Annotated in this window: 9 protein-coding genes and 1 tRNA gene; 5 read left to right on the top strand and 5 right to left on the bottom strand. The window is 67.6% G+C overall.

Annotated elements, in window-relative coordinates:
• The first annotated feature begins 109 nt into the window (after nucleotides 1-109).
• Entirely contained in the window at nucleotides 110-1,294 is a 1,185-nt protein-coding gene (locus BMZ69_RS15250) for a DNA sulfur modification protein DndB (protein ID WP_092157991.1), read from the top strand.
• A 164-nt stretch (nucleotides 1,295-1,458) separates the two neighbouring features.
• Here BMZ69_RS15250 and BMZ69_RS15245 read toward each other — a convergent pair.
• Nucleotides 1,459-1,534: transfer RNA gene (locus BMZ69_RS15245), tRNA-Ala, on the bottom strand.
• A 189-nt stretch (nucleotides 1,535-1,723) separates the two neighbouring features.
• Nucleotides 1,724-2,125: a TIGR02300 family protein gene (locus BMZ69_RS15240; protein ID WP_092157989.1), complete on the bottom strand. Its 402-nt coding sequence runs from the start codon at nucleotides 2,123-2,125 to the stop codon at nucleotides 1,724-1,726.
• Nucleotides 2,126-2,366: 241 nt separating this feature from the next.
• On the opposite strand from BMZ69_RS15240, the gene cmk reads away from it, so the two are divergent.
• Both cmk and BMZ69_RS15230 read left to right on the top strand, forming a co-directional pair.
• Complete coding sequence (gene cmk, locus BMZ69_RS15235) at nucleotides 2,367-2,993, top strand: (d)CMP kinase (RefSeq protein WP_092158222.1); 627 nt, start codon at nucleotides 2,367-2,369, stop codon at nucleotides 2,991-2,993.
• Between the two features lie 182 nt (nucleotides 2,994-3,175).
• A complete protein-coding gene (locus tag BMZ69_RS15230) occupies nucleotides 3,176-3,991 on the top strand; it encodes a DUF1194 domain-containing protein (protein WP_092158220.1) in 816 nt (271 codons plus the stop codon).
• Between the two features lie 3 nt (nucleotides 3,992-3,994).
• Here the strand turns inward: BMZ69_RS15230 and BMZ69_RS15225 are convergent, their stop codons facing one another.
• Nucleotides 3,995-5,191, bottom strand: coding sequence for a multidrug effflux MFS transporter (locus tag BMZ69_RS15225; RefSeq protein WP_092157987.1), 1,197 nt, complete (start codon nucleotides 5,189-5,191; stop codon nucleotides 3,995-3,997).
• A gap of 70 nt (nucleotides 5,192-5,261) precedes the next feature.
• The gene (locus BMZ69_RS15220) at nucleotides 5,262-6,668 is read right to left on the bottom strand and encodes a sodium:proton antiporter (protein ID WP_092158218.1); all 1,407 of its coding nucleotides are present in this window, start codon (nucleotides 6,666-6,668) and stop codon (nucleotides 5,262-5,264) included.
• Between the two features lie 185 nt (nucleotides 6,669-6,853).
• Here BMZ69_RS15220 and BMZ69_RS15215 point away from each other — a divergent pair, with 185 nt between their 5' ends.
• Nucleotides 6,854-7,642 carry a class II glutamine amidotransferase gene (locus BMZ69_RS15215; protein WP_092157985.1) on the top strand — a complete coding sequence of 263 codons (789 nt, stop codon included), beginning with the start codon at nucleotides 6,854-6,856 and terminating at the stop codon, nucleotides 7,640-7,642.
• Nucleotides 7,643-7,685: 43 nt separating this feature from the next.
• Entirely contained in the window at nucleotides 7,686-10,196 is a 2,511-nt protein-coding gene (hrpB, locus tag BMZ69_RS15210) for an ATP-dependent helicase HrpB (RefSeq protein ID WP_092157983.1), read from the top strand.
• 4 nt (nucleotides 10,197-10,200) lie between these two features.
• Here hrpB and BMZ69_RS15205 read toward each other — a convergent pair whose 3' ends face one another.
• Nucleotides 10,201-12,354, bottom strand: a complete 2,154-nt coding sequence (locus BMZ69_RS15205) for a transglycosylase domain-containing protein (protein ID WP_092157981.1) — start codon at nucleotides 12,352-12,354, stop codon at nucleotides 10,201-10,203.
• Between the last annotated feature and the right edge of the window lie 225 nt (nucleotides 12,355-12,579).

Genomic DNA, 12,579 nt, shown 5'->3' with positions numbered 1-12,579 from the left:
AAGTCCCTCCATCTCCACCACCCTTCCCCAGCTCAGCAAAGCCGGGGTCGGTAGGTCTAAGCTAGTTCTTCCGGCGTCGCGGTTCAAGCCGTGCCAAAGGAGCACCCGTATGCAAGTCACTCTGCCTGACCCCCCTCTCCACGAGGGCTTCCCCATTTTCGGCAACGTCGTCAGCCCAACGGAATTTCAGGGCGTCCTTACCCACGGCCTCTTCAAGGCGCTGGTGCCTGATCCACGTCGGCTCGAAGGGCAACTCGCGAAGTACAATCCCGAGCTGGCAGGGACAGCCCACCTCCGCGCCCAGGTCCAGCGACTCGTCACAGGCGCGAAGCGGAAGAACGTCGAGCAGTACGCGCGCTACATGATCGAGATGGTCAAGACCCGCGAGGGGTTCACGCCCCAGATTGTCTTATACACCGCGAAGGAGCTGCGGGTCGAAGTCGATGCGAACAGCGGCTTCGCGTGGGCACTAGTGCCGCATGAACTCAAGTTCGTCGCTATCGATGGCGACACGCAGACAACCGCTCGCAACCTCGCGGATGGCTTGGAGCCGGGTCTCTTCGACAAGGAGAAGATCAAGGTGGTGATCAAGCATGCGACGCCGCTGGCCGCCGCAGAGCAGATTTTCGCCGACTGCAACCGCCTCGGTGTCAAGGTGACCACCAGCCTCGCCATCGGCATGGACAACCGCGATGACGCGACCCAACTGGCCAAGTATGTCGAACGTCAGGTGTCCCAGTTGACGGGCAAGGTGAACCGGCAGAAGCGGCAGCTCAGCGCCCATGATCAGGAGGTGGTGACCATCTCCGCGCTCCGCGCCAGCGTCGTGTGCTTCATGGAGGGGATCAACGGCATCCAGAACCAGACGAAGCCGGTCGCAATCGACGATGGTCTCGTTGAACCCATGCGGACCGCGTCGGTGATTTGGTTCAAGGCGGCGGTAGACGCTTTGAACGGAGCTATTCTGCCAGAGGAGCGGGCGCAGACCTTCGCCTCCTCCCCCTCGGTGTGGTGCGCTATCGGCGCGCTCGGTCACGACGCGTACACTGGCTTGGCAGGCGATAAGTTCGAGAACGACGTACAGCCCGCCGACCTCGAGACCGCGTTTGCGCGTGTTGCGGCGGCGAAGCTCGCAACTGTCGATTGGACGCGCGGCGAGCACTGGCTGACAGTGGGCGCCAAACGGAGCCAGTCCGGTACCATCACCCTGGGCGGTCCAAAAGAGACCGGCTCGCTGGTGTATCGAGCCCTACGGGAGGGCACCCTGAAGGCGAAAGCGGACATCTTCGCCTAGATCTTCTCGAGAGCCGACAAGGGGGGCGCTTCAGGCGCCCCTTTTTTGCAGTTGTTGAGGAGACGCCGCCGGGTACGCGAATGGGTTCGCAAGCGGGTACGCACTTCAGCGCCCACTCCGGCTACCCTATTCAGATTAATGAGGCTTCCCACTCGGGGAGGATTTGGTGGAGCCAGGCGGAATCGAACCGCCGACCTCTTGAATGCCATTCAAGCGCTCTCCCAACTGAGCTATGGCCCCACTTGACCGGCCTTCTTGGGGAAAGGCCGGGAAATCGTCGCTGACCGAAGGCTCTTTCGAGGCGGTCTGCGCTCGTCGCCGCAGCGACGAAGCGCTCTATAGGCAAGCTTGCGCCAAGACACAAGCACTGATGTCACGTTATCGTCGCGCTTTTTTCAGGAGCGCGATCCGACCCGACTTTGGCGCCGCTCAGACGTCCTCGTCGCCCTCGATGTCGCCATCGATCAGGTCGGAGACGTCGTCGTCGCCTTCCTCGTCCTCTTCCAGGAAGGTGTCGTCGTCATCGCCGGCGACGCCGTCATCCTCGATCTCGATGTCGTCGTCGCTGGTGACCACCGGCTCCTTCTCGGCAGCCTCGGCATCGGCGTCGTCGAGCGAGACGAGCTCGACCGCGCCGTCGGCGGCCTCAGTCTCGTCCTCGTCATCCGCCGGCTTCGGCGCCGGAGCGGCAGCCTTGGCCTGCGGCTCGAACAGCGAGCGCGGATAGGACTGACCGGTATAGGGCGAGACGATCGGATCCTTGTCGAGATCGTAGAATTTGCGGCCCGTGACCGGGCAAACGCGCTTGGTACCAAGTTCCGGTTTCGCCACGGCGTCGGACCTTCAAGTTCGGACAGAGTTCATAAAAAGCAGGGGCGTCCGTTAGTCGGGCAAAGCGTCCCTGTCAAATATTGATTTGGTCGCGGCGCGAGCCTGCGGCATCGGCTGTAAAACCGCTTCGCATCGGCGCACCCCGTGCTTTAGAACTCTGCCTTCTCGATAGCACTGAAGAAAGACGGGAATCGTGCCAGCAAGCCAGCCGACAGCCGCTCCGATCCAGCAGGCCGCCCGGCTGGTCATCGCCGTCGACGGGCCGGCCGCCTCCGGCAAGGGCACGCTGGCGCGCCGGCTCGCCGCGCATTACGGCCTGCCCTATCTCGACACCGGCCTGCTCTACCGCATGGTCGCCCGCACCATGCTCGATGCCGGCGAGCCGCTCGACGATGTCGGGGCCGCCGCCGCGAGCGCGGCCGGCTTCGACGATACGGCAATCGACGAATCGCGCTTGCGTGGCCGCGAGATCGGCGAGGCCGCCTCGGTGGTGGCGGCGATCCCCGCGGTCCGGCGCGCTTTGATCGATCGACAGCGCCGCTTTGCCGCGGCCGATGGCGGCGCCGTACTCGACGGGCGCGACATCGGCACGGTGATCTGCCCGGACGCGACCGTGAAGCTCTTCGTCACCGCGACGCCGGAAGTCCGCGCCGCGCGCCGGCACAAGGAGCTGGCGGGGCGGGGCGAGACCGCCACCTTCGACGGCATCCTGGCCGATATCCGCCGCCGCGACGCCAGGGATTCGGGCCGCGGCGACGCGCCGCTTAAGGCGGCGGAGGATGCGGTGCAGCTCGACACCTCAGCGCTCGGCGTCGAGGAAGCCTTCCAGGCCGCGCTCGCCATCGTCGAGGATCGCCGGCGCGACTAATCCCTGCGAGCTAACGGCTCGCGCAGACCGATGCCCATTTTTGCGACTGATACTCGCGTTTTCGTGCTTTGCGCGAATCGAAACCGGGCGCAGACTTCAATGACATTCGTTTGAAGCCTGCCTTCGCCCGAAACCCGTCTTCTTTCGGCGTCACGCTTCGACGACAGATGACGGAGGTTTCGATGCGGCGCTGGCTGTTCGGTCTCTTTTGTCTTGCTGCCGCTGGCGCTTGGCCCGCCTCGGCGCCCGATGCCCAGCAAGCGGCGACGCCACCCGAGGAGGTCGACGTCGCGCTCGTGCTGGCGGTCGATGTCTCCTATTCGATGGATCTCGACGAGCTCGCTCTGCAGCGCAACGGCTATATCGAGGCCTTCCGCTCGAAGCAGCTGCACGAAGCCATCGCAAAAGGCGCGATCGGCAAGATCGCCGTCACCTATTTCGAATGGGCGGGCGGCGACTTCCAGCACATCGTCCGCCCCTGGACGATCATCGAGACCCCGCAATCGGCGATCGCCTTCGCCGAGGAACTCGGCGAAGCGCCGACGCGACGGGGGCGGCGCACCTCGATCTCCGGCGCGATCGACCTCGCCGTCTCGCTGCTCGAAGCCAGCAATGTCACGCCGATGCGCCGCGTCATCGACATCTCCGGCGACGGCGCCAACAATGACGGGCGCCCGGTGACGGCCGCCCGCGACGCTGCCCGCGACAAAGGCATCGCCATCAACGGGCTGCCGGTGATGCTGAAGCAGGCGAGCTATTTCGACATCGACAATCTCGACGTCTACTACGAGGACTGCGTCGTGACCGGCGTCGGCGCCTTCGTCATTCCGATCCGCGAGCGCCATCAGTTCGTCGACGCGACCAGGACCAAGCTGGTGCGCGAGATCGCCGAGATGCCTGCGGGGCCTGAGACCCTGATCCAGAACGCGCAGGCCAAGGGACAGCGCGTCTCCTGCATGCAGGGCGAGCGGCAATGGCGCGACCGGATGGGAAACTGACGCTCAGACCTTGCCGGCGCGAATCGCTGCGCTGGCATGGAAGAGGATCAGCGTCGTTACGCCGATCAGCGACATCACGATCGGAAGCGGCAGCGCGCTGCCCTTGAGCAGATGGCCGACCAGCAGGCCGACGCAGGCCGCGAGCAGCATCTGGCACAGGCCGGTCAGGGACGAGGCCGCGCCGGCCCGGTCCGGGAAAGGCATCATCGCCGAGGCCTGCGCCTGCGGCATGGTCAGGCCGACGCCGCAGGCATAGAGCGCCATCGGCCCGACCACGCCGGCCGCTCCGCCAAAACCGGTGGCGATGCCGGCCAGCATGGCGAGGCCGCCAGCGGCAAGGCAGATCACGCCGAGCCCGATCACACCGTCGAGGCCGCGGCGACCGACAAGGCGCTGCGCGATGATCGTGCCGAGGATGAAGCCGAGCACGGCGCAGCCGAAGGACAGGCCATAGGCCGGCGCCGACAGGCCGTAGACCCCCATCAGCACATAGGACGAGCCGGAGATGAAGGCGAAGAGGCCGGCATAGGCCAGCGAGGTCAGGGCGACATAGACCCGATAGGCGCGGTTCCGAAGCAGCAACCGGTAGCCGCGCAGGATCGCGGGAAGCGACAGGCCGTCCGGCGAGCGCTGGCGCAGCGTCTCCGGCATGATCGTCACGATGATGGCGAGCATGGCGAGCGCGAAGACCAGCGACGCCAGGAAGGTCGAGCGCCAGCCGAAGGCATTTTGCAGCAGGCCGCCGAGCACCGGCGCGATCGCCGGCACCAGCCCCATGATCATGCCCATGCGGGCGAGCTCGCGGCCGGCGCGCGGCCCCTCATAGAGATCGCGCACCATGGCGCGGCCGAGCACGATCGGCCCGGAGGCGCCGAGCGCCTGGGCGAAACGGGCACCGATCAGCGCCTCGATCGAGGGCGCGAAGGCGCAGGCGAGCGTCGTCAGAATGAACAGGCCGAGCCCGATCATCAGCACCGGCTTGCGGCCGAGCCGGTCCGAGAGCGGGCCCCAGATGATCTGGCCGGCGGCATAGCCGAACAGGAAGGCCGAGAGCGTCGCCTGCGCGCCGGCGAAGTCGGTGCCCATCACCCGTGCGATCTCGGGCAGCGAGGGCAGATAGAAATCGGTAGACAGCGGGCCGAGCGCCGTCAGCATGGCGAGGACGGCGGTCATCGCCAGCGTATCGGGGCGCAGGGGCATCGGGGCTTCCTTCGGACGCCGCCCGTTTAGGCGCGCATCCGACCAGTGTCCATGCCGTTGGCCGCGCGCCTCAGCGAAAGAAGATCAGCGTTTGCAGCAGGAAGAGCGGGACCAGGATCGCACCCGACCAGAGCATGTAGCCGAAAAAGCTCGGCATCGCGACCTTCCGGTCCTTGGCGATGGCGTAGACCATGAAGTTCGGCGCGTTGCCGATATAGGTGTTGGCGCCCATGAACACGGCGCCGGCCGAGATCGCGGTCAGCGTCAGGGCACCGGTCGTCATCAAAGCCTGCGCATTGCCACCGGCGAGCTCGAAGAAGACCAGATAGGTCGGCGCATTGTCGAGGAAGGACGACAGGCCGCCGGTCAGCCAGAAATAGGCGACGTTGTTGGCACTGCCGTCAGGATTGCTGACGAGGGCGACCAGCGGCGCGAAGGCGCCGTTCCGGCCGGCCTGCAGCATCGCCAGCACCGGAATGATGCAGGCGAAGATGCCGGCGAAGAGCTTGGCGACCTCCTTGATCGGCCCCCAGCTGAACTCGTTGCCGGCGCGCACCGGCTTCGGCGTCAGCACGAGCGACAGTCCTGCCAGCCCAAGCAGCACAAGGTCGCGCACGACGTTCTGCAGTTCGACATGGACGCCATGGATGTCGAAGACGACGCCCGGCTTCCAGTTCGCCGACATCAGGATGGCGAGGATGACGCCGCCGAGCAGCAGGATGTTGACCTTGCCGAACAGCTTGATCGCCCGGTCCGGCGTCGGGTCGCGCAGCGGCGGGAAATTCTCCTCCTTGCGGAAGAACCAGCTGTCGAGCGCGTAGAACAGAGCGAGCAGGACGGCGACCGCGAACAGCGTCTCCGGCAGCAGATGCGTCGTGGTCCAGAAGAAGGAGACGCCGCGCAGGAAACCGAGGAAGAGCGGCGGGTCGCCGAGCGGCGTCAGCGATCCGCCGATGTTCGAGACCAGGAAAATGAAGAAGACGACGACATGGACGTTGAAGCGCCGGTCGTCATTCGCCCGCAGGACCGGGCGGATCATGATGATCGAGGCGCCGGTGGTGCCGACGAAGCTCGCCATCAGCGTCCCGATCGCAAGGAGCACGGTGTTCGTCAGCGGCGTGCCATGCAGATTGCCGGTGATCAGAATGCCGCCGGCAATGGTGAACAGCGCGAAGAGCAGGATGATGAAAGGGACGTATTCGAGCAGCCCGGTGTGGAGCAAGGCGCCGAGTGCCGGATCGAAGCCACGGAACAGGACGAGCGGGACCACCACCAGCACGGCCCAGAACGCCGCGAACTTGCCGTAGTTCAGCTCCCAGAAATGCGGGAATAGGATCGGCCCGAGCGCGATCGAGAGCAGCATTCCGGCGAAGGGCAGGGCCCAGGCGACGCCCATGGTCGCGCCGCCGATATCGCCGGCGGCGAAGGCGGCCTGGGGCACAAGAGCGAACAGGACCGCCACGCCGGCAAGCTTCATCAGCATCAAATCAGCCCCTTTGCCTGCCCGCTTGCCGCGGGACGTCGTCCTAACCCCATTCCAGCGACGGTTATAGCAAGGCCATGGGAGCGACAACCGGGCTATCGCCACCATTATGCCGGCATTCATTCTCATGGAATAATCTTCTCCTGCGGCATCTCGCCCGCGGCTGATTCGGGACCACCATGTGCCGTTTCCTCGCCTATGCCGGCGCTCCGGTCTTCCTCGAGGACTTCATCGCCTCGCCCTGCCATTCGCTGATCCACCAGTCGCTGCACGCTGAGGAGGCCAAGACCGGCACCAATGGCGACGGCTTCGGCGTCGGCTGGTATGGCGAGCGGGCCGAGCCCGGCCAGTACCGCGAGATCAGGCCGGCCTGGTCGGACGAGAACCTGCTCTCGATCGCCCGCCTTGTGCGCTCGCATCTGTTCTTCGCGCATGTGCGCGCCGCCACCGGCACGGCCTCGACGCGGGCGAACTGCCACCCCTTCGTCCATGGCCGGCATCTCTTCATGCATAACGGCCAGATCGGCGGCTATGCCGTGATCAAGCGTAGGCTCGAAAGCCTGATCCCCGATGCGCTCTATGACGCCCGCGTCGGCACCACCGATTCCGAAGCCCTGTTCCTGCTGGCGCTGGCGCGCATCGCCGAGGGCGCCGCGCCGGGCGACGCGTTGGCGGGTGCGCTCGGCGACGCGCTCGCGCTGATGCAGGAGACCGGCGTCAGGGAACCCCTGCGCTGCGCCGCCGCCCTCGCCGATGGCGAGACGATCCATGCTGTGCGCTGGTCATCCGATCCGAAGCCGCCGACGCTCTATGTCTGCGATCGCGGCGATGCGGTGGTGATCGCCTCCGAGCCGGTCGACGCCGCCCGTGACTGCTGGCAGGCCCTGCCCTGCAACACGCTGGTTTCGGTCAAGGCCGGCGCGGTCAGCATGACGCCGTTCGAGGTCGGATTGCGGCAGGCGGCCTGAGCCGACTTGCACCGCGCCGCCGCCTGCGCCACATCGCAGGCGCATGCGCGCCTTCGACACAGCCCTCCCGATCGACGCGGTTCTCGACGCTCTCGCCGCTTCCCTGCGCGAGAAGCCGAACGCCGTGCTGGTCGCCCCGCCCGGCGCCGGCAAGACGACGCGCGTGCCGCTCGCGCTGCTCGACGAGCCCTGGGCGCAAAATGGTGGCAAGGGCGGCAAGCTGATCGTGCTGGAGCCGCGGCGGCTGGCGGCGCGCGGCGCGGCCAATCGCATGGCGCAGACGCTAGGCGAGCGCGTCGGCGAGACGGTCGGCCTGCGCGTCCGGCTCGGCTCGAAGATCGGGCCGAAGACGCGAATCGAGGTCGTCACCGAAGGCGTCTTCGCAAGGATGATCCTCGACGATCCTGCGCTCGACGGCATCGCCGCCGTGCTGTTCGACGAGTTCCACGAGCGCTCGCTCGATGCCGATCTCGGGCTGGCGCTGGCGCTCGACGCACAGGCCGGCCTGCGCGAGGACCTGCGCATCCTGGTGATGTCGGCGACGCTCGACGGCGCGCGCGTCGCCAGGCTCCTCGGCGATGCCGAGGTGATCGAGAGCGAGGGCCGCGCTTATCCCGTGGAGACGCGCTATCTCGGCCGCGACCCGCTGAAGCGGATCGAGGACCAGATCAGCGAGGCCGTGCTGCAGGCGCTGAACGAGCAGGCCGGTTCCCTGCTGGTCTTCCTGCCCGGCCAGGGTGAGATCCGGCGCGTCGAGGAGCGGCTGCGTGAGAAAATCCGCGATCCCGCCATCGAGATCGCGCCGCTCTATGGCGCGCTCGACCAGGCCGAGCAGGACCGCGCCGTGCTGCCGGCGCCGAAGGGCAGGCGCAAGGTCGTGCTGGCGACCTCGATCGCCGAGACCTCGCTGACGATCGAGGGCGTGCGGGTCGTGATCGATTCCGGGCTTGCCCGCGTGCCGCTCTACGAGCCCGATATCGGCGTCACCCGCCTCGTCACCCAGCGCGCCAGCCGGGCGGCCTGCGACCAACGCCGCGGCCGCGCGGGGCGTACCGAGCCCGGCATCTGCTACCGGCTCTGGGAGGAAGCGGCGAACGGCGCGCTCGACGCCTTCGCCCGGCCCGAAATCCTCTCGGCCGACCTTGCTCCGCTCCTGCTCGACTGCGCTGCCTGGGGCGTCTCCGATCCGACCACGCTCGCCTTCCTCGATCCGCCGCCGGCACCGGCGCTGAAGGAGGCGCGGGCGCTGCTGGGCGACCTCGATGCGCTGGGTCCGGACGGGCGGATCACCGAAGACGGCAAGGCGCTGCAGGGCCTGCCGCTGCCGCCGCGGCTGGCGCATATGGTCGTCGGCGCAGCGCATCACCGCCAGGCCGAGCCGGCGGCCTTGCTGGCGGCATTGCTCGTCGAGCGCGGGCTTGGCGGCGATGCGATCGATCTTTCCGAGCGGCTGGAGCGCTTCGGGCGCGAGCGCGGCGGCCGCGCCGGCGACATGCGCCGCCTCGCCGAAGGCTGGGCGAGGCAAGCGGCGAGCAAGGTGAAGGCTGGCGCGGAGCAGCTGCTCTCGCTCGGCTTCCTGCTCGGTCTCGCCTTCCCCGACCGCGTCGCCAAGGCACGCCAGCCCGGCTCCGGGCAGTATCTGCTCGCCAATGGCCGTGGCGCGGCACTCGAACCCGGCCAGAGGCTGGGGCGCGAGCCCTATCTCGTCATCGGCGAGATGACCGGAAGCGCCCAGCAGGCCCGCATCCTCAGCGCCGTCGCAATCAGCGAGGCCGAAATCGCGGCGCTCGCCGCTTCCGGGCTGATCCGGATCGGCCTGTCCGAGCGCAACGAGACCGTGTTCGACCGGCAGGCAAGGGCATTGCGGGCTCGCGCCGCCCGGAAATACGGCTCGCTGGTGCTGGCCGAGCGGCCTTTGCCGGTCGGGTCGTCCCAGGAGAATGCGGAGGTTCTGGCGAGGGGCATTGCCACCATCGGCATCGAGACGCTGCCCTGGAGCAAAGCACAGGCGCAATTGCGCGAGCGCGTCGCTTTTCTGCGTGCGGCGGAGGGTGCGGATGCCGGCTGGCCCGATCTCTCCGATACCGGCCTCACCGAGACGGCCGCGGACTGGCTCGCGCCGCATATTGTCGGGCGCAGTTCGATCGCGGCAATCACGCCGGGCGATCTCGACGCGGCGCTGTCGACCCTGCTGCCCTGGGAGCTGAAGCGGCGGCTCGACGTGGAGGCACCGACGCATTTTACGGCGCCGACCGGCTCGCAACTCGCCGTCGACTATGGCGCCGAGGCGGGACCGACGATCTCGGTCCGCGTGCAGGAGCTCTACGGGCTGGCGCAACACCCTTCGCTCGCCGGCGGGCGGGTGCCGCTGGTGCTGGAGTTGCTCTCGCCGGCGCAGCGGCCGATCCAGGTGACCCGCGATCTGCCCGGCTTCTGGCAGGGCTCCTGGGCTGCGGTGAAAAGCGAGATGAAAGGGCGCTATCCGCGCCATCCCTGGCCCGACGATCCCGCCGCGGCGGCGCCGACGACCCGCGCCAAGCCGCGCGGGACGTAAGGCGTCAGCCGCCGAACAAGCGCTCGAAGAAGTTCTTCTCCTGCGGCGCCGGGGGCGTCCAGGCGCGGTCGCCCGAGGCGGCCTGCTGGTTGCGCGGCGAGGGCGCGACGCCCGCGACCGGCTCGCCGCCATCGAAGATCGACTTCGGCGCCGATTGCCAGAGCCCGCCCGGCAATTGCACCGGCTGCTGGCCCGCATGGGCCGCCTTCATGTATTTGCCCCAGATCTCGGCCGGCAGGCCGGCGCCGGTGACGCGCTTCATCGTCGAATTGTCGTCATTGCCGACCCAGACCGCCGTGACGAGGCGCCCGGTGAAGCCGACGAACCAGGCGTCACGGTAGTCCTGCGTCGTGCCCGACTTGCCGCCGACCTCCCAGCCGGGAATGTTGACCTTGCTGCCGGTGCCGCCGGTCATCACCGCGTGGAACATGGAATTCATCATCGAGAGCGTCTGCGGCTGGATCACCGGGCCGAAATTGTTGGCCTTGCGGGCGTAGACGAGCTTGCCGTTGGTCGATTTGACCTCGCGGATGACATAGGGGAGCACCGACTGGCCGCCATTGGCGAAGGTCGCATAGGCGGCGGTCATTTCCAGCGGCGTCACCTCGGATGTGCCGAGCGACAGCGACGGATTAGCCTGCAGCGACGAGTTGATGCCGAGGCGCTGGGCCGTGCGCACGACCTCGCGCGGCGTCACCTCCTGGATCAGGCGCGCCACGACCGTGTTGAGCGAATGGGCGAAGGCGGTCTGCAGCGTGACCGGGCCGCGGAAGGTCCGCGAATAGTTCTCCGGCTCCCAGCCCTTGATCGAGACCGGCGAATCGTCGCGGATCGTATCCGGCGTCAGGCCCTTCTCGAGCGCGGTGAGATAGACGAAAGGCTTGAAGGACGAGCCCGGCTGGCGATGCGCGGCCGTGGCGCGGTTGAACTGGCTCTTGGTGTAGTCGCGCCCGCCGATCAAAGCGCGGATCGCCCCGTCCGGCGCCAGCGAGACCACCGCACCCTGCGAGGCGTTGAGCTTGGCGCCCTGCGCCGCGAGCCCCTCGACCAGGATCGTCTCGGCCGAGCTCTGCAGCCTGGTGTCGATCGTGGTCAGCACGGTGACGTCGCCCTCGATCGCGCCGATGAAGTCGTCGAGCACGTCCATGACATAGTCGGCGGCGTAGTTGACCGAGCCGGCCCCGACGCGCTCCGGCACCTCGGCCGGCGCGCCGAGCGCGGTCTTGGCCGCCGATTGCGAGATCAGCCCCTGCTCGGCCATCGCCGAGATCACCAGCTGGGCGCGCTTCTCGGCCGCCTCGGGATTGCGATTGGGCGCAAGGCGCGAGGGCGCCTGGACGAGGCCGGCCAGCATCGCCGCCTCGGCGATCGTGACCGAACGCGCCGACTTGTTGAAATAGCGCTGCGCCGCCGCCTCGACGCCATAAGCGCCCGAGCCGAAATAGACGCGGTTGAGATAGAGCTCGAGGATCTGGTCCTTGCTGTAGGTCCGCTCCAGCCAGAGCGAGAGGATCGCCTCCTGGATCTTGCGCGCGGCCGTGCGCTCCTGGGTCAGGAACAGGTTCTTGGCGAGCTGCTGGGTCAGGGTCGAGCCGCCCTGCACGCCGCCGCGCTTGGTCACATTGTTGACGACGGCGCGGGTCAGGCCGATCGGATCGATGCCGAAATGGTCGTAGAAGCGCCGGTCCTCGATCGCGACGAAGGCCTTCGGCAGATAGGGCGGCACCTCGCCGATCGTGATGGTGCGCCCGCCGGTCTCGCCGCGATTGGCGAGCAGCGAGCCGTCGGCCGCGAGGATCGCGATGTTCGGCGGCCGCTTCGGCACGGTGAGCTGGTCGATCGGCGGCAATTGCGCGGCGTGATAGGCGACGACGCCGCCGACGGCGAGCACCGCCCACAGCCCCATGACGACGCCCCAGTAGAAGATGCGGCCGAGGAAGGAGCCGCGCTTGCGGCGCGGCTTGCGGCCACCCTTGTTGCTGCGCTCGTTCTGCTGGCGGCGCGGTTGCTGGCGCGGTGCCACCCGGTTTGCTCCTCCGCGATAGGGGCGGTCCTCGGCCGACAGGCGCAGATCGCCGTCGTCGCGCTCGTAATCGTCGCGCGCACGCTCGAAGGACGGCTCGCGCCGCTCACCGCCTCGTTTCGACCGGTCGTTCATCCCGCCCCGTTCAGGCCCCGCCGCCGCCCTGCGATCCGCAGCCCGGCGATTTCCCAGACAGGATTCAAACATGGCGCTTTTAAGGGGTGGTTAAGCCCGATTCCGGCGAATTGTCCGCGATGGTGAACGAAGCCCGTCGCTGTTGCGGATTTGCCGCGCGGCGGTTTTGCTGCACTGCAAACGAAAACGTGACTTGATCGAGCTTCCTTGCACAGGGACAAGCGC

The organism is Allobosea sp. CRIB-10 (genome assembly GCF_900112185.1).
Lineage (GTDB): Bacteria > Pseudomonadota > Alphaproteobacteria > Rhizobiales > Beijerinckiaceae > Allobosea.
The sequence above is the reverse complement of the archived record's forward strand: the minus strand, read 5'-3'. Positions and strand labels throughout refer to the sequence as shown.

What these genes read in the sequence shown, in the direction of transcription:
- BMZ69_RS15230 (WP_092158220.1), top strand. Translation starts at nt 3,176, where the DNA reads ATGCGGCGCTGGCTGTTCGGTCTCTTTTGTCTTGCTGCCGCTGGCGCT.
- BMZ69_RS15215 (WP_092157985.1), top strand. Translation starts at nt 6,854, where the DNA reads ATGTGCCGTTTCCTCGCCTATGCCGGCGCTCCGGTCTTCCTCGAGGAC.
- hrpB (WP_092157983.1), top strand. Translation starts at nt 7,686, where the DNA reads ATGCGCGCCTTCGACACAGCCCTCCCGATCGACGCGGTTCTCGACGCT.
- BMZ69_RS15205 (WP_092157981.1), bottom strand. Translation starts at nt 12,354, where the DNA reads ATGAACGACCGGTCGAAACGAGGCGGTGAGCGGCGCGAGCCGTCCTTC.
- BMZ69_RS15225 (WP_092157987.1), bottom strand. Translation starts at nt 5,191, where the DNA reads ATGCCCCTGCGCCCCGATACGCTGGCGATGACCGCCGTCCTCGCCATG.
- BMZ69_RS15220 (WP_092158218.1), bottom strand. Translation starts at nt 6,668, where the DNA reads ATGAAGCTTGCCGGCGTGGCGGTCCTGTTCGCTCTTGTGCCCCAGGCC.
- BMZ69_RS15250 (WP_092157991.1), top strand. Translation starts at nt 110, where the DNA reads ATGCAAGTCACTCTGCCTGACCCCCCTCTCCACGAGGGCTTCCCCATT.